Origin of the sequence: Flammeovirga sp. SJP92, assembly GCF_001583495.1 — a bacterium.
In the GTDB taxonomy this organism is placed as follows: Bacteria; Bacteroidota; Bacteroidia; order Cytophagales; family Flammeovirgaceae; genus Flammeovirga.
The window spans coordinates 58,557-84,436 of record NZ_LQAQ01000035.1; the positions used below are offsets into that span (position 1 = coordinate 58,557).

15 protein-coding genes are annotated in these 25,880 nt (G+C 35.8%); 4 read left to right on the forward strand and 11 right to left on the reverse strand.

What is annotated here, in order from left to right:
- Positions 1-49: 49 nt before the first annotated feature.
- From AVL50_RS08790 to nrfH, 11 genes are all read right to left on the reverse strand, one after another.
- Positions 50-781: an outer membrane lipoprotein-sorting protein gene (locus tag AVL50_RS08790; RefSeq protein WP_062616121.1), complete on the reverse strand. Its 732-nt coding sequence runs from the start codon at positions 779-781 to the stop codon at positions 50-52.
- A 177-nt stretch (positions 782-958) separates the two neighbouring features.
- Complete coding sequence (locus AVL50_RS08795) at positions 959-2,230, reverse strand: ABC transporter permease (protein WP_062616122.1); 1,272 nt, start codon at positions 2,228-2,230, stop codon at positions 959-961.
- Complete coding sequence (locus AVL50_RS08800; RefSeq protein ID WP_063850627.1) at positions 2,230-3,405, reverse strand: ABC transporter permease; 1,176 nt, start codon at positions 3,403-3,405, stop codon at positions 2,230-2,232. The genes AVL50_RS08795 and AVL50_RS08800 overlap by 1 nt, the downstream gene beginning before the upstream one ends.
- Before the next feature lie 3 nt (positions 3,406-3,408).
- A complete protein-coding gene (locus tag AVL50_RS08805; RefSeq protein WP_062616218.1) occupies positions 3,409-4,101 on the reverse strand; it encodes an ABC transporter ATP-binding protein in 693 nt (230 codons plus the stop codon).
- 34 nt (positions 4,102-4,135) lie between these two features.
- A complete protein-coding gene (locus tag AVL50_RS08810; protein WP_063850630.1) occupies positions 4,136-5,275 on the reverse strand; it encodes a hypothetical protein in 1,140 nt (379 codons plus the stop codon).
- 6 nt (positions 5,276-5,281) lie between these two features.
- Positions 5,282-5,887 (reverse strand): TetR/AcrR family transcriptional regulator, encoded by a 606-nt coding sequence (locus AVL50_RS08815; RefSeq protein WP_172826803.1) that lies wholly within the window; start codon positions 5,885-5,887, stop codon positions 5,282-5,284.
- A gap of 118 nt (positions 5,888-6,005) precedes the next feature.
- Positions 6,006-14,072, reverse strand: a complete 8,067-nt coding sequence (locus tag AVL50_RS08820) for a PKD domain-containing protein (protein WP_062616124.1) — start codon at positions 14,070-14,072, stop codon at positions 6,006-6,008.
- A gap of 21 nt (positions 14,073-14,093) precedes the next feature.
- Positions 14,094-15,164 carry a type IX secretion system membrane protein PorP/SprF gene (locus AVL50_RS08825; protein ID WP_062616125.1) on the reverse strand — a complete coding sequence of 357 codons (1,071 nt, stop codon included), beginning with the start codon at positions 15,162-15,164 and terminating at the stop codon, positions 14,094-14,096.
- Between the two features lie 440 nt (positions 15,165-15,604).
- The gene (gene ccsA / locus AVL50_RS08830; protein ID WP_063850631.1) at positions 15,605-18,754 is read right to left on the reverse strand and encodes a cytochrome c biogenesis protein; all 3,150 of its coding nucleotides are present in this window, start codon (positions 18,752-18,754) and stop codon (positions 15,605-15,607) included.
- Between the two features lie 118 nt (positions 18,755-18,872).
- The gene (gene nrfA, locus AVL50_RS08835; protein WP_223241370.1) at positions 18,873-20,375 is read right to left on the reverse strand and encodes an ammonia-forming cytochrome c nitrite reductase; all 1,503 of its coding nucleotides are present in this window, start codon (positions 20,373-20,375) and stop codon (positions 18,873-18,875) included.
- 5 nt (positions 20,376-20,380) lie between these two features.
- Complete coding sequence (nrfH, locus tag AVL50_RS08840; protein WP_044205878.1) at positions 20,381-20,974, reverse strand: cytochrome c nitrite reductase small subunit; 594 nt, start codon at positions 20,972-20,974, stop codon at positions 20,381-20,383.
- A 381-nt stretch (positions 20,975-21,355) separates the two neighbouring features.
- On the opposite strand from nrfH, the gene AVL50_RS08845 reads away from it, so the two are divergent.
- From AVL50_RS08845 to AVL50_RS08860, 4 genes are all read left to right on the forward strand, one after another.
- A complete protein-coding gene (locus AVL50_RS08845; RefSeq protein WP_062616127.1) occupies positions 21,356-21,832 on the forward strand; it encodes a thioredoxin family protein in 477 nt (158 codons plus the stop codon).
- A 210-nt stretch (positions 21,833-22,042) separates the two neighbouring features.
- Entirely contained in the window at positions 22,043-23,764 is a 1,722-nt protein-coding gene (locus AVL50_RS08850; protein ID WP_062616128.1) for a hypothetical protein, read from the forward strand.
- The gene (locus tag AVL50_RS08855; protein WP_062616129.1) at positions 23,761-24,759 is read left to right on the forward strand and encodes a sensor histidine kinase; all 999 of its coding nucleotides are present in this window, start codon (positions 23,761-23,763) and stop codon (positions 24,757-24,759) included. Before AVL50_RS08850 ends, AVL50_RS08855 begins: the two co-directional genes overlap by 4 nt.
- Before the next feature lie 2 nt (positions 24,760-24,761).
- On the forward strand, positions 24,762-25,880 hold the full coding sequence (locus tag AVL50_RS08860) for a histidine kinase (RefSeq protein ID WP_062616130.1): 1,119 nt from the start codon (positions 24,762-24,764) through the stop codon (positions 25,878-25,880).

Below are 25,880 nucleotides of genomic sequence, written 5' to 3' on the forward strand. Positions count from 1 at the left end.
ACTCTACAATATGAAACCTATCAAAATGCTTCCTTAAGAGCATGAATTCTTATTTCTTTAGATTCGCTTTATTGAAAACATTATCTGAAATCGGCACATTATCCTGCATCTCAATCACAATAAAATCTGTTCCTTTCCCATCTTTTAATACATCTTTATAATTCATCTTAAAAGGGTAAAACCTTCCATTCACTGGGCGAACATCTTCCATATTAATCGTCTTTAAAAGCTGACCACTTTTAGCGAATAGGTCTTGACGCATGGGTACATAATTTTTCTTTTCTACCCACATCTTCACTTTAGGGTAGGAAATATCGTCCACTTTGGCATCCAACTGTAATATATAACAGTCTTCTCCATTCATCTGTTCTTCTCCTTTGATGGTTGGTGTGTACATGTCCACCATTTTCTTCTCCTGCATCATATCTTCGTAGGACATGTCTGAGCCATTCACAGACTGTCTCAGCATATGACCTGAAATTTGTATGGTACGGTCTGAAGAAGGAGAGTAAATCCAAAGTTTATCGTCTAGCTTCAACATCTTTGTTCCTTTTTCTCTTGCCGGTGAAAGATATTCTGAAAAAGTGTCTTTTGTTCCTCTTGAATAGGCTTCCATCACAATTTCCTTGTTTTTTCTCTTTCCATATACAATCATCTTTGATTTAGTGATTTTTGTACTGGAATACATATTTTCATCAATTTTTTGAAGCATTTCTACGGGGTCTTGTGCCATTACGGTACAACCTATAAGTAGGAATGCTATGGTGAGTATTTTTTTCATATTTCTTTATTGTTTTAATTTTCTCTATTTAATTTTTTTTCAGGTAATGCCCCTGTAGCAACGTAGCCTGCTACGTTTTCATTAAAAAAGCTCTTTCGGTGTCATCTTATTATAAATATATAAAATGAGATAAGCACTGTTAATACTAATATTTGCGTAGCAGGCTACGCTTCTACATTACACCCCTAATTCATTAAATAATTCTGATGTTTGGCGTTTGAAAATTCCTCTTCCCGATAATAATGCACCTAAGAAAGTAGCCATTACGCCAGGAAAGAAACCTATCCAAAATTGAGTGGGAACGACCTTTGCTCTAATCACATTGGAGAATAAAACATTGCTATTACCTAATGTATCTGACATATCGATCCCTACTTCTTGAAGGTAAAAGGTCAAAATCAAACCTAATATGGTCCCGAAAACTGAACCGATAACTCCAACGATTACTGATTCTAATAATAATGATTTATAGATATCTCTTTTGGATTCTCCAATAGCTATTCTGATACCGAATTCTGTATATCTTCTCAACCCTCCAAGCAATCCTGTATTCCATAATACGATGGACATGGCAATGATAAAAAAGAAGGTGAAGGCACTGCTCATTGTATTGACCATATCGAGCATAGTACTCAAACCATTTTGATCTCTCAACGCTAACATTTGAGGTGCATATTCATCGTCACTCTCTGCAAAAGATGCGTTATAGGTATTTTTGATTTCTTCAATTGCTTGATCATCATAAATATCATTGGGTAGATAACCGTAAATTTCTTGAACGGCATCTTCCATATCAAGAATTTGCTCTGCGTCTTTTATATCGATCAAAAAGGTTTTGTCGTCCATCACTGACAACCCAAATTGTACTGCTCCAACATAAGTAAAGTTTTGGAACGACATACTTCCATCCATTGTAGAACCGAAATAGGTAATGGTATCACCAATTTTCACATTCATTCTTTTGGCTAAACCCTGCCCTAAAAGCATTTCAAAGGGCCCGTTAGGCATTCTTCCTTCTACAATATTATTGGCGATATTCAACCTTCTCAGATCTGAATTTCCTTCTGTCATATCAAAGGCCATTCCACCAGCAATCCCTTGTGTTTTGGTTTGACCATTTTCATCAGGCACATCTAAAATCCCTCCAAAATTAAATCGCTTTACCCAGTCTACTTCAGGATAACTTTTATCTAATTCTTGTATTACTTTACCTGCTTCCAGTATAGAAAGGTCCAATGGTTTCTGAGCAATATTTTTGACATATTCTCTTGTCATCACCTTCATATGCCCCGTTCCAAAACGTGCATTCTGATCGACCATATCCCCCATCATTCCTTCAATGTAACCCACAAAGAAAACGGAAAGGGATACGCCCAAACTCACTACGATTACAGGAAGTAAACTTCTGCTTTTGTCTCTGATGAGACCTTTAAATAAAAATTCAAACATTATTTCTTTCCTTTTAAAGCGTCTACAGTATTCATTTTAGCAATCTTGCGAACGGGAAGGTAGCTGATGACTGCCGAAAGTATCACTACCCAAAACACTGTTTTAGTGTACAGTTCCGGTGTCAGTAGCGGATAGATATATTCCCCTACAGTAATTCCCATTTTTCTGGATTGATCCACGTTGGAAGTCATCGGAATTCCTACTTCATGTAACCAACTCAAAAGTGGTATCGCTATAATGGACCCTACCACTGCGGCGATAAAAGCATACATAGTTCCTTCCAATGTAAATAAGAATGTCACTCTCTTTTTGGTAAAACCCAATGCGATATAAGTGCCGATTTCTTTTTGTCTTTTGAAAACGGAAAACACTTGTGAATCAAAAATGGCGATCAGAGCAATCAGCATCAAAATACCGTAAAGGAAAGATGAACCTCCTCTTTTTAATTCGATAAGTTCATAAAATTCTTTGAGTAAAGCCTCTTTGTCTTGGTAATTCCAAGAAGCGTTAGTGGTTTGATTGTATTCGGCATCCGCCAATAAATACGTGGCTTCTTGTTGCAATCCTGTTAGTTGATTCAATTTCTCTAAATCTACCCAAACTTGACCTGCATCAATGGTGGGAACATTGGTTTCAAAAATGCCTGCAATGGTGATGTTTTGAGCATCAAAAGTTCCGTTTTTATCTTTCCATCGCATCAGTATTGCATCACCTACTTTTAGGTTGTTGTCTTGTGCCATTCCTAGTCCAATCAAAGCAGGAATATTGGCCTTGCTCTCTTTTAAAAGTTGAGTTGGGAGTTCTACAATTTGCTGATCTGCAGGAATGCCTTTTAGTAAAATTGGTACCATTCTTCCATCTGGGTAGATATTCGCTTGGCGAATTAAAACGGGAGTCAAATGAGCTTCTTTTTCATATTTTCCATGTCCACTCTCGATGGTAAAAGGATCCAGTTTGTCGTAAGCAGGGTGAATTACTTGCCCTTGGGCAAATTCCCAATTGACCTGATCTCTAATCCCTTGATATTCCCAGCCGGTGTACATACTATTGAAAAACAAAATCATGACAAACGCTAAGGAAAGAGTGGTAATAGTGAGCCAAGTTCTCAAGCCAGAACTGATGATGTTTCTGAACGCCAATCGAAAACTCAACCCTATGTTGTATAAAGTATCCATCTTCTATTTTGTTTCGTCGTTCTTTACTTTTCCATCTTCCAAAGTGATGACTCTTCTGAGATATTCTATTACTTTACTATCGTGAGAAGAGAACATAAATGTGATGCCCAATTCTTCATTCAGTTTTTTTAGAATATCCATGATCTTGTAAGCATTGGTGGAATCTAAGTTTGCCGTCGGCTCATCTGCTAATACAATATCGGGCTTCTTTACGATGGATCTTGCTATGGCCACTCTTTGTGCTTGTCCGCCTGAAATTTGAGAAGGTTTCTTATTTGCTATATCTGATAACCCTACCCAATCCAAGGCTTGCATTACAGCTTCTTTTCTTTCTGCTTTTGATTTCTTTTGTAATAGTAAAGGGAACTCTACATTTTCAAAAATGCTGTAAACTGGAAGTAAATTATAGCTTTGAAAAATAAAACCTATATGTTCGTTTCTCAATAAAGCCGACTCTGCATCTGATTTTACAGCAACGTTTTTTCCACTGATTAAGATTTCTCCTTCTGAAGGAATATCTAATGCTCCAATGAGGTTTAATAAGGTTGTTTTTCCTGATCCACTAGGCCCAATTAGGCCTGTAAATTCACCTTTCTGTATTTTCAAATTAATGTTACTCAAAGCTGTAAACTCTGTTTCTCCTACCGGAAAACGCTTGGTTACGTTTTGAATTTCGATGATGTTGTTTGTATTCATATTAATATGGTTTTGCATTTATTCATTTTTGAGGTTAATGGTTTAATACAGCCATTAATCGTACCCCGAAACCTGGAGTAAATTGGTTTAAATCATTTGTGGCGATGGGTGAGGATATATCTGTTGTGGGATTATAATAGATCATAAAATATCCTGTCCACAAATCGAAATCATGATTATAAGTCGTGAAAAAACCTGTTCCGCTATTGGTCCAATCTCGATACACCATCACGGATATGTTATCAAAATATGATAGCGGATAATTCATCGAAATTGCCGTGGTATTACCTTTGTATTCAGCGTTATTAAACTCTTCTCCGTACCAGGTAAAAAGATGTTCTCCTACTACATTTAGCCCACTTCCAATTGGTAACGTATAATCCATACCAATGTCCAATAGTGTTTGATTTGTGAGGATTCCTACATTTTTATTGGTTTTGGTATAAGTACCTTCAAACCAAACTCCGAGTAACAAATCCCATTTCCCATCAACCCCAATTCTATTTTCAGGTGTTTCGATGTACATGGGATTATCTGCATTCCATCTTGTATCTAAAACCGCTTTTCTATGATGGTATGAAAAAGCAATTTCCCCTTTTGGTGTAGGCAACTGCACTCTACCACCTAGTTCTGGAATGTCTTTTACGGATTGTAATGCGTCATATCCTCTTTGCTCCTCATTTCCATACAAAGCCCAAAACCAAATATTGGCGTTGTTCTTAAAATAATATCTCGCTAAGGCAGAATAGACACCATTGGTCAAACCCAGCGGATCTCTAGGGTCAATTTGGTTGAACCATTGCATTGGTCGCAATAAAGTAGAAGATCCAAAATCGATTTTCTGAAGTCCCACTCTTATTTCACTATTGCCATGTGCATAACGTACCCAACCCCTGTAAGGTAAAACTGTTCCATCCCAAACCGGTGTTCCATTTGCATACTGGACCGATCCGTAAATATTGGCTGAAGCAAATGCTGAAAAGGAATTCAAAGAATCAAATTGATGCTCAAATTTTACTTCAGGAATATAACGTCCACCACTCCATAAATTGAGTTGTTCCGCTTCTGGGGAGTAAGTTGTAAAACCCACCAACATACCATTAAAATCAAATTCAGATTGCCCGTAAATGGTATTAGACAATAAAAGCAAAAATAGGATTTGAAGCTTTTTCATTAGTTTTTATTCTTGGGGACCATATATACCAAAAAAATAAAAGTTGATGATACCTCTCGTAACATCTTCCGAAGACTCAAACAGCGCTATATTTTTAGGGTCTTCAATAAATGCCTGCATATGATCGAGCATTGCCAACATAAGTTCAATACTTAAATCTTGCCTGATTTCTCCGGAAGCTCTTGCTTTCATTATTTCCTGCACAAACAAAGACCTTCCCTCATGTTGCATATCTTGCAACTCTTTCATCACCTCCACCTTTCCATTGAACATTTGAAGAAACTCTTCTAAAAATATCTTACTCATACTTTTAGAATACTCTATTTTCATCTCAGTCAATCTCAAAAGGGTTTCTCTAAATGAGGTACTTTGCTCCACAATTGTGTTATACTCCAACATAGAGGTATTAAAAAGATTACGGATTATGGTTAATACTAAATCTTCTTTATTACTAAACTGACGGTAAAATGTCATCTTAGAAACTCCTGCTGTCTCAAAGATTTCATTCACACTGACCTTCTTAATTCCTTGTGCGTAAAAAAGCTCTTGTGCCGTTTTTAATATTTTATCTCTCGCCTTCAATGATGTTACTTTTTTTAAATATGATACCAATATAGTAACATTTATATTAATAAGTAACATTATTGAAGAATTTATTTTTGAGAAAAAATCATAAAAAAAGCCCATGAATTTTCATCATGAGCTTTCTCTGAAATTTTACTGCAAATTACTATCGAATAACGGTGAGTGAATTCGCATCTCTATGAATACTACCATCGAGTTCACTGACATAATCCATCGTATAAGTATATACACCACCTGGAACAAGTTTGCCTCTATACATACCATCCCAACCGTTTCCTTCTTGTCTCGCCTCACTGGAATCTTTGTATTCTCTACTGAAAATGATTTCCCCCCATCTGTTGTAAATATTCAATTTGATATTAATTGCATATCGAGATCGTATGAGGAACTCATCATTTAAACCATCACCATTTGGTGTCATTGCTGTTGGTGTAAATAATTGAGGCGGGCATAAATCCACAACATTAATAGAGGTATACAATTCACATTCTGTTTCATAAGTTGTATCAATAATCCTTACTTCAAAAGTGCCTTGATCGTCTCTTTTTACAGTTTGAGTTGTTTCACCCGAATCTTCCCAATAGTAAACAAAATTGTCGCCCCCTGGAGCCGTAATTTCAATTTCCCCTCCTGTTCTGAAACAGAAAATTGTATCTGAAGTAGCAAACTCAGGTGGATTATCTCTTACATAAAGTGTATAGGCTCTAGAGAAAGTACATTCCTTTCCGCTGATATGTCTTACGGTATTTGTCACAATATATTCTCCTGGGGTTGAAACATCAATAGTTGGTGTGTTTTCTCCCGTTGACCAAACAAAACTTTCTACCGTTCCTTCATACTCACCAATACTTCCATCTAATGTGTATTCCTCTCCCAAGCAAATTTGAATTTCTGTTTTCTCATCTTCAATTTCAGGAATCACGAATACGGTCACCGAATCATAAGCAATACAACCATGTTCATTGGTCACTTTCACTCTATACATGGTGTCTTCTGTAGGGCTTACGTTTATCTTTTCTGTAGTTTGAGAAGTAGTCAACCATTCATAAGCAACTCCTCCACTAACGGTCAATTCTGTACTGCTTCCCTCACAAATATAGATGTCCTCGGAAATTGTAATTTCAGGCAATTCGTGTACTGTAATAGAAGCTTGATAGTGCGTTGCACAACCATTTTCTGTTGTTACTTCTAAATAAATATCATAAGTACCAGCCTCTGTATATTGATGGGAAGGTGAAATTTCAGTACTTGTATAATTTGGTGTTGTTCCATCGTAATTAAAGTCCCATTGTACAGATTGAATTCCTGCATTATCACTGCTGATTAACGTTCCATAGTAAGTACTTTCATTAATAAACTCAGCAAAATCATAACGGCAAATATTGTCAACCGTGAACTTTGTATCTACTAAATTATGAATTTCGACATCTGAAGAGAATACTTCTGAAGGACAACCGCCAATTGGCTGAACGATCAGTTGTACAGGATGCGTACCATGATCAGGGAAATCATATGATAAAGAAGGTTCTGTTGTGATGAACTCTCCATACTTTCCAAGATCCCAAATGTATTCAGTTGGTAAGTCTTCATGATCACTTGTAGATCCCGAAGCATCAAAAAGAGTTGTCTCTCCCAAACATACAGGACTTGCTGTAAAATTAGCTATAGTTACAGGAGTGATTACCTCAATTGTAGAAGTAGTTTCACATAAAGTTGGATGTGTATTATCCACTATCGTAACGGTATACATTCCAGGGTCATTTACCTGAATAGATCTTGATGTTTGATTGTTATCCCATAAGTAAGTGAAATTACTTCCTGCGGGGGCTGTTAGCGTTAAGGCACCTTTATCAAAACAAAAAACGGTATCAGCACTTAGCATTCCTGGGTTTTCTCTAAAAATCACCTCGATGTCTTTCGTGAACGTACATACCTTTCCAGAGCTATGAGTCACTGTGTTAGAAACTGTATAGGTAGCACTTTCAGTTACTACGATAGACTGCGTAGTTTCTCCTGTGGACCAAATAATATCTTCATTCGTGTCAGGGTAATCAATTAATTCAGCATTTAAAGTAATTGATTCTCCCTCACAAGCTTCAAAGAAAGTAGTTCTTTCATCAAAAGAAGGGATTACATAAACCATAGTAGAATCATAAGAGACACAACCATGTTCATTGGTCACCTTTACTTTATACATTGTATCTTCAGTAGGGTTGACTTGAATTTTATCTGTCGTTTCCGATGTTGTAATCCATTCATATGCCACTCCGCCACTTACAATCAACTCCGTCATATCACCTTCGCATATATAAATATCATCTGAAATAGCGACAGTTGGCAACTCATGTACTGTGATAGAAGATTGGAAATTAGTAGTACATCCATCCTCAGTAGTGATTTCAAGATAGATATCAAAAGTTCCCACTTCATTATATTGGTGAGAAGGTACTATATCACTGTTTGTGAAATTAGGTGTGATACCATCATAATTAAAATCCCATTGTACGGATTGGATGCCTGTATCATCATTACTAATCAAGTTGCCATAAAATGTACTCTCGTTAACGAAATTAGCAACATCAAATTGACAGATATTTCCTACAGAAAATTTAGTATTCACAATATTATGTACAACAACTTCTGCAGAAAAAACTTCTGAAGGGCACCCTCCAACAGGTTGCACTGTAAGCTGAATAGTGTGACTTCCATGATCAGGGAAGTCATAGCTTAAATTTGGTTCAGTAGTAGTTATAGTTCCATATGCTCCCAAATCCCAGATGTATTCTGTTGGAACTTCAGGTCTATCGGTTGTTGAGGCTGATCCATCCATCACGGTAGTTTCCCCTAAACATACTGCGTCAGCTGTAAAATTAGCTACCGCTTCAGGAGTAATCACTTCAATTGTGGAAGTAGTTTCACATAAAGTTGGATGTGTATTATCCACTATCGTGACCGTATAAAATCCTGGAGCTGTTACTTGGATAGATTGAGTTGTTTCCGCGTTATCCCACAAGTAAGAAAAATTACTCCCTGATGGTGCTGTTAATGTAAGCGGACCACTGTCAAAACAGAATACAGTATCTGCTTCAAGTTCCCCAGGGTTATCTCTAAAAGCCACTTCTATTTCTTTTGTAAAGGTGCATGACTTTCCTGAAGTATGCGTCACTGTATTAGAAACTTGGTAAGTCCCTCCTGTTGTCACCACAATAGAAGAAGTAGTCTCTCCTGTAGACCAAAGTATATCTTCACTTGTTTCTGGATAATCAACCAATTCAGCATTTAAAGTAATGGACTCCCCTTCACAAGCTTCAAAGAAAGTCGTTGTCTCGTCAAATGCTGGAATGACATTCACTTTTACAGAATCGAACTCTACACAATTGTTTGCATTTGTTACTTGTACTTTAAATACAGAATCTGCGGTTGGTGATACTGTAATTTTATCTGTTGTTTCCCCAGTGCTCCACAAATACTTAACACCACCACTTGCTTCCAATTCTATTGACTCACCAAAACAAATCAATTGTTCATCAGTAATCACAATTTCAGGCAAACTATAAATTTCCACATCATGAATCACCGAATCTACACATCCGCTAAGAGAATAAACCTCTAGTTTTACTTTATGTAAACCCACAGCATCAAATGTATAATCTGGTGAAACATCTTCTACCACAACTTCTTTAGTGGGATCTCCATAATCAAAATACCATTTTACCTTTTGAATAATAGTCGGATCATCATTGACACTCGCACCATTATAGGTAGATTGATTTGTAAATGTATTTGTTTCTCCCAAACAGATATCTAATGTCGTAAATTGCACGATAGGCAATGGATTCACTACCACTGTTTTCTCTATCGTTGTGGAAGAGCAACTATTGTCAGAAGTAACAGTCAATTTAACTGTATAATCATCTGCTGTTGGTAATTGAATATTAATGACAGGCTCTGTTGTTAAAGAGTCACCCCATGTGCTTACTTCCCAGAAATATGAAGTGATATTTCCTCTAGTGTAATCTCCAAAATCACTCAGAGAACCGTCCAACACCAATTCTTCACTAATACAAATTGGATTAAAGTCATCTAGCTTCGCAATGGCTTGTGGTTCATAAACTACTTTGAAAGTATCAGAACGTACCGCTACAGTTTCAGACAAGGAATTCGTAGCATCAATCTTATCTACATAGTCTGCCTCAATCCATGATTTGATAATGTATGTTCTTCCTTCCTCTAAATCTGGATCAATAGTAAATGGATTCCCATCTTTTCCATATGTAAAAGTAACTTCATCAGAGGTTCCTCCATTTGAAGCATTTATGGCAACATCGTCTACATACCACTGGTAAAATACTTCAGCATTATAACTGTATGTAACAGTATCTTTATTTGCTGGTGTAAATGTTGGATCTGATACATTTAAAATTGTATCTCCCTGTGTTATACACCTTAATATATCTGTAATTGTCCTTTCAGGGTCCCTCAATATTACAATATCTCCTTGGGTATTGGCAGGGTAACTACAACCTTGCTCATCTTCGAAAATTACACCTGGTGTTGCTCTTCTATCTTCATTAATTACACTATCGTATAAAAATGTAATTGTATTCCCTACTAGCTCACTTCTACCATCACCAGAAAACCAACGATAACTAATGTCTCCTGAATTGACACTGACATAGGATGGTGTACCTTCAAAAGTAGAATTAAACGGTGCATAACCAATCTTCTTACTGATTGTAAAATCACCCCTCACACCACCTACTGTTATTTTTTTAGGATTTGAAGTCGTTCTACAACCTTGTGCATCTTCCGTCATTAAAGTGATTTCAAAATTTCCAGCTTCGAAATAGTAATCCAGCTTACCATTATCTGTTTCTATTGTAGCATCTGCATCTACATCACTTGTAATTACCCAAAACCACTTACTTATTGCTATTTCATTTCCATCTACGTCTGTTCTTGGTGTTGAATTTCCTGCTGAGTTGTCAGCATTGTCAGTGAAAGTGATTGAACCTCTACATGGCATAGCATAATCATCTCCAACAGGTACAAGCTGGGTGGCTGAAGGTGTATAATCTGCCTCTGAAAAAGGTAATGTAGGCACATCAATATCTAAGGTATCAGAAATACTACAGCTATTTGCATCTTCTACTGATAAAACCACTTTACCTATTCCTGATGGCAAGTTATTAATGATAAACTTCACATTATAACTTTCACTTTTATCTTCCGTATAATCCGTAATTGCAGTCTCTGTACCTGAAGCATCTAAATGCACTAAGGTATAATCCCTACTTTGTGGATTTTGTAATTTGGACCTATCAAGTTTTGGATCTAACGTGGACACAACCTTATCACAGTCAAAGAAATAAGTCATATTATCGCTTTCCGTCCCAAAATCAATTGTGGGTGCTGTTACTCGAACTCTTATTTCTTTGGTATACCCACACACATTTGTATCTGTACTATCCAGCACTGCTGAAAAATAAACTCTATACCTATTATTTTGGTTGTTTCTTGGTGAGACAAAATTATAAATGATACTTTCCGTAATAGCTGTAGGATCATTTCCACTTTCTAATAATAATGGTGTACTTCCATCACCATACACTTCCCATCGCCATCTGAAATTTGGCACTTTTGTAAGATCGCCTAAAACTTCAGCATCTACTGAAAAAGTTTGTGAAGATGGAATACCTGTATCATTCAAACAAATTGATGTCACGCCAGTCATATCAGACACGGTTAAGTCAATGACATGAATACCACCTTTACTTTCTGTAAATTCACAGCCACCTTCATTGAAAGTCACTTTAACTGTCGCCTCGTATTCTCCTGTTTCTGTAAATGTAATTGAAGGATTTGCCTCAGTGATTGGATCATCTGGAAAAACATAATCAATACCATCTTTTTTAAATGTCCATTCAAATGTTGCATTTCCATCATTGATGCCTGCTCCTGGAGAAAAAGTGATAGTTTCATCTTTACAAACCAAATCCTTACTAGAAATATCTACAGTTGGTTTTGCTTCAGGTGTAATCGCATCTGTGAAAACGTCCTCACAAGTTGCCAGCATGGCTGTAAGAGTCACTGAATAATTTGAGCCACTTGTTAAGTTCACACCAATTTTATCCGATAGATAAAATTTATTCATATCTGTAGTGGAGAAATTATAAGTATTTCCTCCAACATTGACTTCCCAATCAAAAGTCATAAAGGCAGGGTCACCTTCTGAAATATTATTTATTGCCAGTGTATTGATATCGCATTCGTCTTCTAAATAGAATTCAAATTCTGCTCTTGGTGGTTCCACTGTAATTTGATGAGTTGTGATGAGACTTTCACAACCATTGTAGATTGCTCTTAACGAAACATCATAATCACCAGGTGCATAATTGGTATAAATGTTACTACCATGGTAACTATTAACCCATCCTCCACCATAATTCCATTGGAATTCAATTTGTGTAGGGTCAATTCCTAAAGCCACAAGGTCTGTTGTGTTTGTAAAAGTCGCAGGGTTTTCATCGTCATTACAAATTGGGTTTTGGTCAATATCAAAAGTAGGAGTTATAATCGTACCAATAAGTACCGTAACTTCCGTCACTTCAGGATTAGGATTACAACCGTCTAAATTTTCCACTTCATATTGAATTGAATAAGTTCCATGATCATTGAATGTATAATTCAAATCATTGGTAAAATATTCTTCAGGAGTTCCCCCGTCTTTTATCACAGACCATTTTACATTTTGCAATTCTGCATCTGTAAGTGTTCTTCCAAAATGCGTAACTGTGGCGGTGAAAGTAGAATTAAAACCTTCACAACCCTCATATCCATTACTACTTGTGATTGATGCCAATAAATCTTGTGATTGAACAGTAATTTGGTCTAATGTACATTCAATTCCATTTCCTGAGGCTACTAATTCAATTGTTTTTTGATTTTGATCTGAGTAGGTAAAAATTGGATTAGTAGCACTTGGTGTTTGTCCATCACTACTTCTCCAACTAAGTGTATACCCAGCAGGTAAATCTGATTCATTGACAATGGATAGATCAACACCATAGGTATCTTCACAGTATTCCGTTTTAGCATCAATTGCTATAGTTGTGGGCAATAGATCTGGGATTGAAATTGTCTCTGTATCATTACATCCTTCAAAGTCGGCTTCAATAGTAATATTTTTACCACCATCAGTAAAGGTCCTATTTATGGTTGACGGTAATTGACTTGTAATTGAAGTTGGAACACCATCTTCTGTTATAATCCAAGTGATATCTTGACCATTAAGTTCAGAGGGTAAGTTGGAATTCAGTTGAATAGTATAGGTATCACAAAAAGTGGTTGGTAATACTACTTCAAAAAGATCTTGAGAAAGGTTCAAATTTACATAAGCATTCTTGGTCACTGTACAACCATTTTTTTCACCAGAAACAGTAATCGTATAGCTATCAGAAGCTGCATCTGTAAAAGTATGACTCACTGCATTTCCATTGACTTGAGCAGAACCATCACCAAAGTCCCATGTATAAGTAATTCCTGTTGTTGACTCTGATATAATTGAATAATTCTGTGAAAGTGAATTGCTACAACTTTGAGCAAAATCTGGATCGATTTCAAAGTCGAAGTCTTCGATGATTTCAATAGTTTCAATTTTCTTTACATCAACAATACACCCTTCCACAGTGATTCCCTCCATCACTACTTCATAAGTTCCGGCGGTATTAAAAGTATAAGTTCCACCATCTGCTATTTCTGCTCCAAGAGCATTAATTAAAAACCTCAATGATTTATATTGGTAACTGTCTTTTGAATTAAAAGTGACTGTAGTACCTATACAACCTTCGTAGGTTGACAATTCAAAATCTGCCGATGTTGGTGTACCTATAACCTCCACTGTAGCTGTCACAGTCGTTTCAACTCCACCTTCCAAATAGATAGCCGAAATAGTATGTACACCTTCTGTTGGAAAAAGGTATTTTGGGCGTTCTAAAGTGATTTTATTTCCTTCTATCAACCAATAATCAACTGTTTTCCCTTCCAGTCTAAATTCTCCACTGACCCTATTACAAGCTTTCAGTACATCTCCACCACTTAGATTGTAATCATTTTTATCTTCATCATTAGTTACCCATATCTGCTGTGCAAAGGACTGCCCAGAGCAATAGAGTAAAATCAATAATGTTAGTATAGTGTAAATCTTGTTCATCGTCATTTAATCCATTAAGTGCTATAAACTAGGTACTGGACATTTATCAGTTGGTCCGTTGATGTTGTTTAATTTCTTTTTCTTCTTTCTGTAATTCGGATAGAAATTGAATTGGTAACGAAGAGATATTTCATGTGAACTCCCTTCGGATACTCTCAATCCACCAATCGGTAGATCAAAACTGTAACCTAATAGCAGTTTTTTCAGTTTTACTCCACTCATAAATACAATGGCGTCATGATTAAATGTATTAGGGTCTTCGTTGTCTTTCAAAATCAACCCTCTATACCATACACCCACTACTATGGGATTATAATCCAAATTGACACCTGTACTCAATTGATCTTGTTTACCTTGAGATTGATAATGCATCATAAAACTGACAAACTTATCATCATAGTTGGCTACACTACCATGCCATCTGTAAGTCAATGGAATTCTATACCCCGCCTGCATTGAAAAACGCAAAGGCAATTGATCCGTTCCTTGATTAAACTTAGTAATAGAAGGTTGGTTAATATGATAAAATGAAAGACCAAACCACATATCCTTGCCGTAAAAAATAGTTCCTGCTGAAAAATCCGGATAGATATTCGATTCACGGTCTACTCTATCTTGAGTGGGATCACCTGTTATACCATCATCATCAATTTGATCACCAAAAAGTAATTTGTAGAATCCTAAGGAGGACTGTTCAAATCCTAATTGCAACCCAAAACTCAATGTATAATCTTTGGTTACTTTTACTTTATAGCCTCCTGTTGCATTAAAGACCAAACGATCTACTATTGCACCGCTTTTTTGTGCCATAAGATCCTGCTGAATTTGTCCGCCTATAGAAATATGTCGATTGGCTAAAGGTGCATCAAAACCTCCAATAAAAGTCATATAATTGGAAGGTACACCAGTCCATTGATTTCTGTAATTTATGTTGGCTCTTCCATCTCCTGAAGAACCTACTAAAGCAGGATTCAAGTACAATGGTGCGGCATAGTACTGTGAAAGCTGTGCGTCTTGTCCAAATACCTCTGTAAACAGACAAAATTGTAAAATCAAACAGATTAGATAATATCGGTAGTAAGAATTATTCAATTTGAGGAGTGGAAGAATTTCATCAATTAAAAAAAGTACAATAATTTATTAGCATTATTCAATATTTTTAAATGCAATTCCCATACCTAAATGACTATATCACTAATAACCAATAAAATAAACATCACTTAAACACATTTACACTTTGTTAAGCGTTTTAATAATTTTACTGTACAAGGATATTCTTTAAAAAGTGGTGAAAAGTTTACCTACAAATAGATTAGAAAAATAAATAAAGAGGGAAATGACTAGAGGAAAATATTGGACAAAATAAAACCCCTACAACAAAAGTTATTGCAGGGGAGTATTACTTTTTTTAGATATTTTTCAATATCTATGATTCTTTACCCAATTTGAAGTTATAAAAATTATATGAATAATAAAAAAAAAATTACTACTCACGCTTTATACAACTCCTATCAAGCTGAAAATCAATATTATTATTTTGACTTAATTTTTGTATTACTTTCTCTAAAATAAGCCGAAATTCCTAGAATGATCACCATTGCTACCACATAGTAAACAAAGGTTGGAACCGGAACTGGATCACCTGTAGCGTAACTATGCAAGCCAGTCAAGTAGTAATTTACACCAAAAGATGTCATTACAATTGATGAAAAGGCCACCAAACTACTTAGGTTGAAAATATATGTTCCTTTTAATGCTGGCACAAGTCTTAAGTGCAACACTACAGAGTATACGATTACTGAAATCAGTGCCCAAGTTTCTTTTGGATCCCAGCCCCAATAACGTCCCCAAGATTCATTCGCCCAAACACCTCCAAGGAAGGTACCAATCGCCAACATATATAAACCTATTGTCATTGATAACTCACTTATGTAAGTCAATTCTAAAATAGGGTTCTTGAATTTATTATTTTGGATCACCATAAAGATCAAATTAATAAATCCGAGCAATGCAGAAAGTGCTAATGGTGCATAGCTACTTACAATAATTGCAACGTGGATTTTTAACCAATAGGACTTTAATACTGGTACTAAGTTGGTGATCTCTGGGTTTAACCAATCCAAGAAACTCACAAATAATAATGTACCTCCAAACAATGATACCAATGGCATGATAAAATCACTCTTTCTATAGAAGATAAATCCAAACAAGAATAATGACCAAGCCACAAGGATCAACATCTCATAACCGTTTGTCCAAGGTGGATACTGAGCAATATACCATCTCAAACCTAAGTTGAATGTAAAGGCTAAGAAGGCACTAAATCCAATGCCAATACCCGCTGTATAAGCCAAACGAACGCCTTTGTTCGTGTAGAATACCTTTAACAAAGCGAATACAAGCAGATAAACACCTAATAACCAATAGATAGGAAACAGGTTGTTAAAGATATTCAATTTATTGTAAGACAACTCCCACTTTATCGCATCATCAGAGAGGTAAATGTTTTCACCCATCACTTTTTGGAAAGTTCTTACATATTCCAAATTTGTATTCGGTTCAGTCCAATCTCCAGATTCTCTTGATTTCAAGATTTCCATATAATAAACTCTCATGATATTTCTCACAAAAGCCGAATCTTCTTCAGCAAACGGGGTACCTACGAAGTTTGGATTAAACCAGTTGTTATCAGGATCATTAGGTGCTGGAAATACCTTTAAGTAATTCCCTGATAAACCTTGGAATAAAATATTAAAACGCTCATCTACTTTAATAACCTCCTTATCCAATTCACCTCTTTCAGAAGGCTTTTTCTTTTGTGCCTCATCCACCATGCCTCTCAAAAGATAATCACCTTCATTGTTAATCAAATCATCAAATGAAACTAGATCTGAAGATTTCTTTTGGATACGTGTGAAAATGGCTCCACCTGCATCTTTGTCAATTTTAATCAAAGGTGCAGTTTGCCAGAATGCAGGATCAATATGAATTGATAAAAACACTTGATCATTGTTCATCTTCTCCTTTGTACCATCAGCTTTTACCAATGTATAAGAAGACTTACGTGTTAACTTTCTTAAGAACTCTGAACTTAATGTATTGATAGGTTTTAATCTGCCGTCCATATCCTGAACTAACAACCTACCAAAGTTTTCTGCATGATCTTTATCTATATATTGAGATCTTGATTGAACCTCTATTCTGTGTTGTTCTAACTCCTCTTCAGTTTGAGCGAATGATTTATTAGCTCCAAATCCTAAAAGCATGGCCAATAGAATTACGAAATTCTTTTGCTGTGCTTTCAATTTCGAAAGTTTTCCACTTACAATTCTAAAGCGAGATTTCTTTTCAAAGAATGAGAATAGCATTCCTAACGTCATTAATGTGTAACCAATGTAAGTTATAAAAGTACCTGGTCTATCTTGGTTTACTGATAAAATCGTTCCCATTTCATCTTGATCAAATGAAGACTGGAAAAAACGGTAACCTTTGTAATCCAATACATTATTCATGAAAATGGTATAAGGGAATGTCAAGTCACCATCTTGAACAATCACTTCACTTGAATACGCTGAAGGATTGTCAGAACCAGGGTATTTTTCCATCTCAAAATTATTTAAGAATAATGAGAAAGGAAGTTCTGTAACCACAGCACCATAAGACAATTCTATGTGGTAACCACCAATGTGTACATCTTTAAAAGGAGTCACTACACCTTCTAAGCTGGCTAAAATGACTTCTTTTGTTTCACCGTTTACACTTACATCTACAAAAAGTAAATCAGCTGCTTGAGCTTTCATCTTTTTTGTGGTTGCAGAAGAATATCCTAATTTCATTCCATCGTGAATGTCCTTAATTACAAACTTTAATGTGCCCATTGTATACAAGGCTTGCTGTTGTAATTTTTCTTCTGTTTTGGCAGGTGTAGCACCACTTTGTTGACTTGCCATAATGAAGTACGACATTCTTTCAGGGCCAATAACAGAATAATCGTTAGAAGTTTCTTTGATATTAATGGCTCCTTCTTTGTAATTATCAAATGTTACTTCCTGACCAGATAGAAACATACTTTTTCCTTTTTCAAGGAAAACAGAAGTTCTTCCACCATCAGTACTTGTCACAATTTCAATTACGGCATCGCTTACCTCACCTTCTATAATAGATTGCACTGCATCTGGTACAAAAGAAGTGGGTTTGACGATAATTTCATCTTGTTTGTTGGTGTTTTCCCATTCAAAGTTGGGTTGATGAAGTTGAGTGAAAATACTTTTTCTTTTTAGCTCTTCATTCATTCCATTTCCGTGGATGTGAGCCTGAAAGTATCTTTCGAGAGAGATAATTTGATTACTGCTAGCACCTTCGCGTATTCTGATATTTCCTTCATATCCGAAATATCTCGTTACAAAAGCGCCTAAAAGGATAATGATAAAAGCAACATGGAAAGTTAGCACACCTAATTTTTCCACACGTAGCAATTTGTATTTAAAGATGTTACCAATGAAATTCAATCCTAATAATGCTTGTACAATTTCGAACCAAGTAGCATTGTATACCATCTCTCTAGCAGCAGGGGTGCCAAAATCATTTTCTACAAATGTGGCGTAGGCCATAGCAAACCCGTAGATCAATAAGCAAACCAGAGTAAGCTTATTAGAGAATAAGAATTTAAATATTTTTTGCATGCTTAAAATTAATACATAGACTATTTTAAGTCTAATATATTGGATAAAAAAATGCTGTTGTTGAGGAATGTTATATCCCCCTACAACAGCACTTTAAGTAAGTTTATAGTAGTATATACTACTTGCTAGATACAGTTTCTACACCATAAGCATCTTCACGAGCTTGAGCTTCTTTTAACCATTTAGGAAGAACGTTCTTCTTGAATGTTTCTTTTTCAGCCTCTAATTTCTCCATATCTAAACCGATATATTTTTGAGCTTTCGCTTTCGTATCGATATCTGGGTAAGGTACTTCACCTTTGAAACCAAGATCGCTTAATAAACGAGCTAATTTGATACGAGCTTCTTGCGCTTTGTCAGTACCAGTGTTTACAATTCTACCCACCTCAACTGGCGCGTGGAATGAACCACCGTGTGACGCTACTGCATAATCCCATCTCCATTGTGCGTGACGGATATCCATTTGGATAGGCTTCATTTGCTCTGGAGTTGCTCCTAAGTCTAACGCTTTTTTCGCTTCAACGTGAGCTCTAACTAATAATTTCTCTAAACGCTTCGCACCTTCTTTGATTTTTCTTTGGTTTGAATAAACGTTCTCCACCAATTCTTTCTCTTCCTCACGGTGACAAACCTGACATGAGTTAGCTGGGTTTGCTAAAGGAGATTGGATATGGTGATCAGTGAATTTTTGTCCACCTTCAGTTTTGTAAGGCATGTGACAGTCAGCACAAGAAACACCTCTCTTCGCGTGAATACCTTGCTCGTGGATTTCGTAACCAGGGTGTTGTGCTTTCAACATTGGAGTTTTTGACATACTGTGAGTCCAGTCAGAGAATTCGATATCATCGTAGTATTTCTCAGCATCGTCTACAGTTAAACCATTTTTCCAAGGGAAAGTCAAGTAAGGAACTCCTTTTTGAGGAACGTCTTTGTTGAAGTAGTATTCAACGTGACACTGTGCACAAACTAAAGATCTCATTTCTTGGTGAGATGCTTTAGAAATATCTTTACCCATAGACTCAAATGCTTCGATCAAAGCAGGTCTTGAGATTTGTAAAGCCATTGTTTCGTTGTTGTGACAATCTGCACAACCAATAGCGTTGTTGATTTCAGCACCTTTATCTGCCCATTTACCAGCATAGAACTCAGCAATACCGATCTCGTTCATTAATCTTGGAACGTCCGGAGATTTACAAGTCCAGCAAGTAGATGGCATAGGACCAGTACCAGGACCTGTAGGGCCACCTGTTCTTAATGTATTTCTGATATCCTCAACTGCATGTTGGTGACCTCTTGGTTGGTTGTAATCTTTAGAGAAACCGTAACCGGCCCAAAGTACAACTAACTCTGGAGTATCTTCTAACGCATCAGTAAGGATATTACCGTTGCTCATTGTTTTGAAAGTCTCCTCTTCTGTTTTAGTAAATGACTGGTATTGACGAGGATAATTTTCTCCCCAAAGCTCGTTACGAGGTTCAAACTTTGTAACTTTTACTTTAGGTTGGTAAGCGAATTGTGACTCGCTTTTACGGTCAGCGATGTTACTCCCTAACATTGCTAAAAGGACCACGACTAAAAGAGTGGCAAAAAATAATAGCCAATTCTTCACTTTAGAACTCATAGAATTTATTTTTTATTATTTAAGGCGTCTTTCAGCCAGTTTGGTACAACATTTTTCTTAACATTTTGAACTGGTAGTTGCTCAATTCCCAGTCCAACAGAAGATAAACTTCTCACGCGTCCATGAGGAACTTCACGGTGGCATTCCCAACATGCTCTGTCCGTTCTATCATGGAAATTGGAAGGCACCCAGGCAACAGTCTTAGCATCAGTCACTTGATCACCGTGGCATCGAATACAATTTTGTTGAACTACCTCTCTGCCCGCCTCATGCATAATGATCGCTTGTGGCTCACCACGGGTAGTATAAACATAAGAGTGATACATGCCATCCTTAGCTTTGAAGTAGTATTTGGAAGCAAAACTGTCTTGAGGAACATGACAGTCGTTGCACGTAGCTCGTTCTCGGTGTGAGCTATGCTTCCAACTCTCGAATTGAGGAGTCATAACATGGCAATTGACGCATGTTGTAGGGTCATCTGAGAGGTAAGAATCTACACGAGCAATATGTGCTGTATAGAGTGCCAAACCCACAATAGCCCCTACTAAAACAAAGACGACAGGTTGCCATTGCTTAGGAGGTATTAACTTGTTAAACATAAAAGATAATTCTCTTCATTTATTTGTATTGAATACTTACAGTAGCTTTTTTAACATATCTACGTAACAAATATGTATAATCCTTTTCATTATTTTTAGATTTAATATCATCTTTTTTTAATATAGAATGATTCTAAAATAGAGCTCTAAAAAGGGTGCTTAAAGTCCTGATTTTACATGACTTACATCACTACTTACAGGTTACTAAAGTCACTATTAACGATATTTGTAAATGATGTTATTGGCGTATGAACCAAATAGTGGTTTTGTAACATTTATTTACATTTATGTAACAATTATATAGTATGTGAGCTTAGTCACATTTCAATGAGTAATTTTTGTGGTATATTTGTTGTAACGTGAATCAAAAAAGAACAAACCATGAAGAAAATTTTATTAACCATTTTCGTTTTTTTATCCTTAATAGGACTAGTTTCTGCACAAGAAAATAAAGAAGTCCCTAAAATAACGGATAAAGTGAGTAACGAAGGATGGACAAACGATGCCAACGAAGCTTTTCAATTAATGGAAAAGGAAAATTATCCTATTTTATTAAACTTTACAGGAAGCGATTGGTGCGGTTGGTGTAAAAAAATTAAATCAGAAATTTTCGATACAAATGAGTTTAAAGAATGGGTAAAAGAAAACAATGTCATTTTGCTTGAGCTTGATTTCCCTAAAGGAATCAAACAAAGTGACCTATTAAGATCCCAAAATCAATATTTAGCTCAAGAATTTCAAGTCAGAGGGTACCCGACTATTTTCATGATTAAAGACAAGAAAATGATTCAAACGGGTTATGTAAAGGGCGGTCCTGCAAATTGGATTGAAAGTATTGAGAAAGACTTCGCGAATTAATTTTTATTACGAAAAAGTTATTCTCTGAATAGACATATTATAAAGCTACCTCATTGGGTAGCTTTTTTTTTACCAAAAGCCCAAATTCATCACGAATTACATTTCACTACATAAAAACTACAATTCACTACATCTTATTTTTTTGCTCTTATTACTTCTATTACTATTGTGACATCAACATTCTACTAGTGTCAAATTAATATAGTAAACATGAAGAATTTTTTTAACAACATATTATTTTCAGTATTCATCTATCTGCTGACTTCATTTTCACCAATTAGTGCTCAAATTAAAGTCATTGAAATTCCTGGTACAGATAGTACTATTGTCATTAATATTGAAGAAATAAAAGAAGAGGCCAAAAGAATAGCAAAAGAGGCCAAGAAAATTGCAGCTGAAGTACAGATTGAAGAAATGGAGGAGTTTATCAAAATCATGGTTGAAGCTCCTGAATTAGAAGACATTGACATTCAAATTGATCAGGAAGCTATTGAAGCTCAAATCCGCAAAGCAGAAGCTCAAATAAGAATGCATCAGGCTGAAATTGAAAGAGCCGCCAGAGAAGCTCAACGTCCTTACCATCGCATGGAATACACCAATTTTGTTTCTTCTTTCAAGTTAGATTACAATGGAAAAATTGAACTATCTGAAGATGAGGATGATATAAAAAGTATTTCTAAAGACGGTAAATTTATCATTTCTAAAAGTACTTTCGGCAACAAAAGAAAAGTGAGCATCAGACCTAATGCCAATGGTCAACTTGAATATAAATTCTATGTAGGCAATAGTGAAGTTCCCTATGATCCAGATGGAAAAAAATGGCTTTCTGATATTCTACCAGAAGTGATCAAAAGTTCTACAATTGCCGCTGAAAGTCGCCTTAATAAAAGAATGAAAGAAGGTGGTGTAGATAAAGCTTTGCGTTATATCAGTGAAATCTCAGGACAGAGTAATCAAGTCACTTTTTATAGATTATTAATCAGTAGAAAAGACATCAGTGCTGATGAGCTCGTCAAAATCACAAAAGATGTAACGAGAAATGTATCTTCTTCAAGTGAACTTTCAGATTATTTCAAAGAGAGCTTTGCTATTTATAATAACAAAAAAGGATTGTCCGCCTATTTTAATGGTATCAAAAGTATCTCTTCTTCTTATGAAAAAAGTGATTGTTTAACAGAGATTATTGAATCGAGTGATATAAGAGAGGGCTTTAATGAAAATCATTGGGAACAATGGCTAAAAGCTACTCAAACAATTACAAGTTCTTATGAAGCTTCAAAAACATTACAAGAAGCGTTTAACTATGATGCTTCTGGAATGCCCGCCAGAACGCTAGAGCAAACCATTAAATTAATCAGTTCTTCCTATGAAAAAGCCAACACTATTGAAGCGGCATTTTCTGAACAGAACCGTAAAAAATGGAGCGAAGATCAAAACAACGCCTTATTGTTTGCAGCCAAAAGCATCAGCTCTTCTTATGAATTAAAAAATACACTAGAAGAAGCACTAGAAAGCTGGAAGTATTGGTCTGAAGAAACGAAAAATATTTTCTTCCAAGTAGCCTCTTCTATTTCATCTTCTTCAGAAAAAGCATCACTTTTAAGCGAGTTAGAAGATTATAAAATTGAGCACAGAAGCAACATTCACAATTTTTATATGTCTATTAGATCAATAAGCAGTAGTTATGATATGGCAAGTGTTTTGGAAGACATTGCTTCATCTAGTCATTTCCATGAAGGACATTATGAAGAATACCTTAATGCTACCACACATATTTCATCTAGTTATGACATGAGAGATGCATTAGAAGAGATTGCTCCTTTTATAGCAAAGTCAAAAGATGATAGTCTAATACAGCTTTATAAAGAAAAAGTTAAACTGATTTCTTCTTCTCACGACAGAGAAAAAGCGATGGAGGCGTTAGAAAAATGAAAAATTTAATCCCAAATCTCATCTTCATTCTGTTAGGTACAAGCTTGTACAATTACTTCCTTTATGACCCGGAACCACAAGTTGCTCCTTATGTCAATGATATAAAAACGTTTCTTTGGTTTACATTGGGCACATCACTTTTCGTAATTGGCGGAGCAATTCCTAATTATTTATACAGAAACAAAAGTATTTTCTTTCAAGTAATTTCAAGAGGTATAGGATCCGTTGTAGTGTTTATTCCATTGTACTATACGCTAAGATATTATATGGGCAATAACCTAGAACCTATATTTATCTTTGACATCAGCACAAAAATAATCATTCTGTTCTCTGTACTTCTGATTGCCATTCTTGTGATAGAATTTCTTATGATTGCCTATCAGCAATATTCATCTCAACACATCTATGTCATACAAAACAAAAGGAAGGCTTCTGAATTAAGACTGGAAGCATTGAAAGATCAGCTGAGTCCTCATTATTTGTTTAATAGTTTAAATACTGTGGCGTATTTAGTAACAAGCAATGCTAATCAAGCTGAAAAATATATCAGAAGTATTGCCAAAACTTATCAATACGTGATGCGTTATGCGAATCAGCCTCTGATTTCAGTTCATGAAGAAATTCAATTGGTCAAAGCTTTTGCATTTCAACTAAAAACCCGTCACGGTGAAAGTGTTGCTGTTGACATTGATAATAACGTAAGTTTGATTGAAGGCAATATTCCTCCACTATCCATTCAAATGTTGGTGGAAAATGCAGTGAAACATAATGTTCTGTCCGACAAAGCTCCTGTTTTTATCAAAATAAAATATGATGAGCAATTAAAGTCGATAGTCGTATCGAACAACATTACCAAAACTCCTAGAAAAAGAAGTTCTACAAAAGTGGGACTAGAAAATATAAAAGAGAGGTATGCTTTGATGCATCAAAATCAAATTACCATTCAAAGTTTACCTGAAAAGTATACTGTCCAACTCCCACTTTTAAGCTCTTAATTATGTTACATCATATTTGGAATAAATCAGCAGTCTATTATAGAATCTTCTATCCATTTTTTTCAGGAAGTGTAACCTATTTTTTGTTATTACTTGTCTTCAATAGAATTGGTGAACTTTCAGATTCTTATTTCAGGGCAGAGTGGCTAGTATGTATTGTATTTGCCTATTTCTGGAATACCACTGTGCTTGTTTCTTCCAGATTTATTGGAAAAAAGATAAAGTTTATCTCCTCTATCACTGAGCAAGTCACCTATCATGTGATTGGAGTTGCAATCTGCAGTAGTATTGTGATTGGAATAGTCATCTATTTGTATTTTTACTACCTTATTGGCTACACAAGTATAGAGAACTTCTTGTCTGAGATGTACGTACTACAAGGACTATTTTTATTTCAAACTTTTATATATGAATGTGCTTGGTGGGGTGCAACTTTGATTGAATTGAAGAACGAAACAATCAATAAAGAGGAAGACAGAAGAGCTGCTTACATATCAAAAGAAATGCGTCTTTTTGCTGAAGACGCCAATCTTCCTTTGCTTTATGAAACGTTGGAGACCTTGATTGGGCTAGCTTACAAAAACCCTGATCATGCTGAAGACTATGCTGAGAAATTAGCCAAGGTTTACCGTAATACGATCAACAACCGCAAAGAAGAATTTGTATCAATCAAAGAAGCCGTCAAAACCACCAAAGATGTTGTTCAACTTTTAACTGATGCGAGATCAGGGGGATTGACAGCAGACTTTGATATTGATGAAAAATTGTCAGAAGAATTGGTTATACCACCAGTAATACTTTCCCGCTTAGTAGTCGCCATTGCAAGCGATCACATTGCTACTCCAATTCAACCTTTACATTTGAAATTCTATATAGAAGACGAGGCTTTACTTGTGGTAGCTCACAGCTGTAATGAAAAAATCGATAAGCCAGGATCAATGAACGAGATCATGCAGTCTTTGGAAGAAACTTTCCGAATTTATACCAAAACTCCTATCTTGAGAATCAAAAAAGGAAAGGAATGTTTAATTAAACTTCCAGCATTTCAGGTTGAAAATGAAAATTGGAAAAAAGACGGAGATGCCCAAGTCTCTACTGGTGATCAATCACTTTTCCAGTAA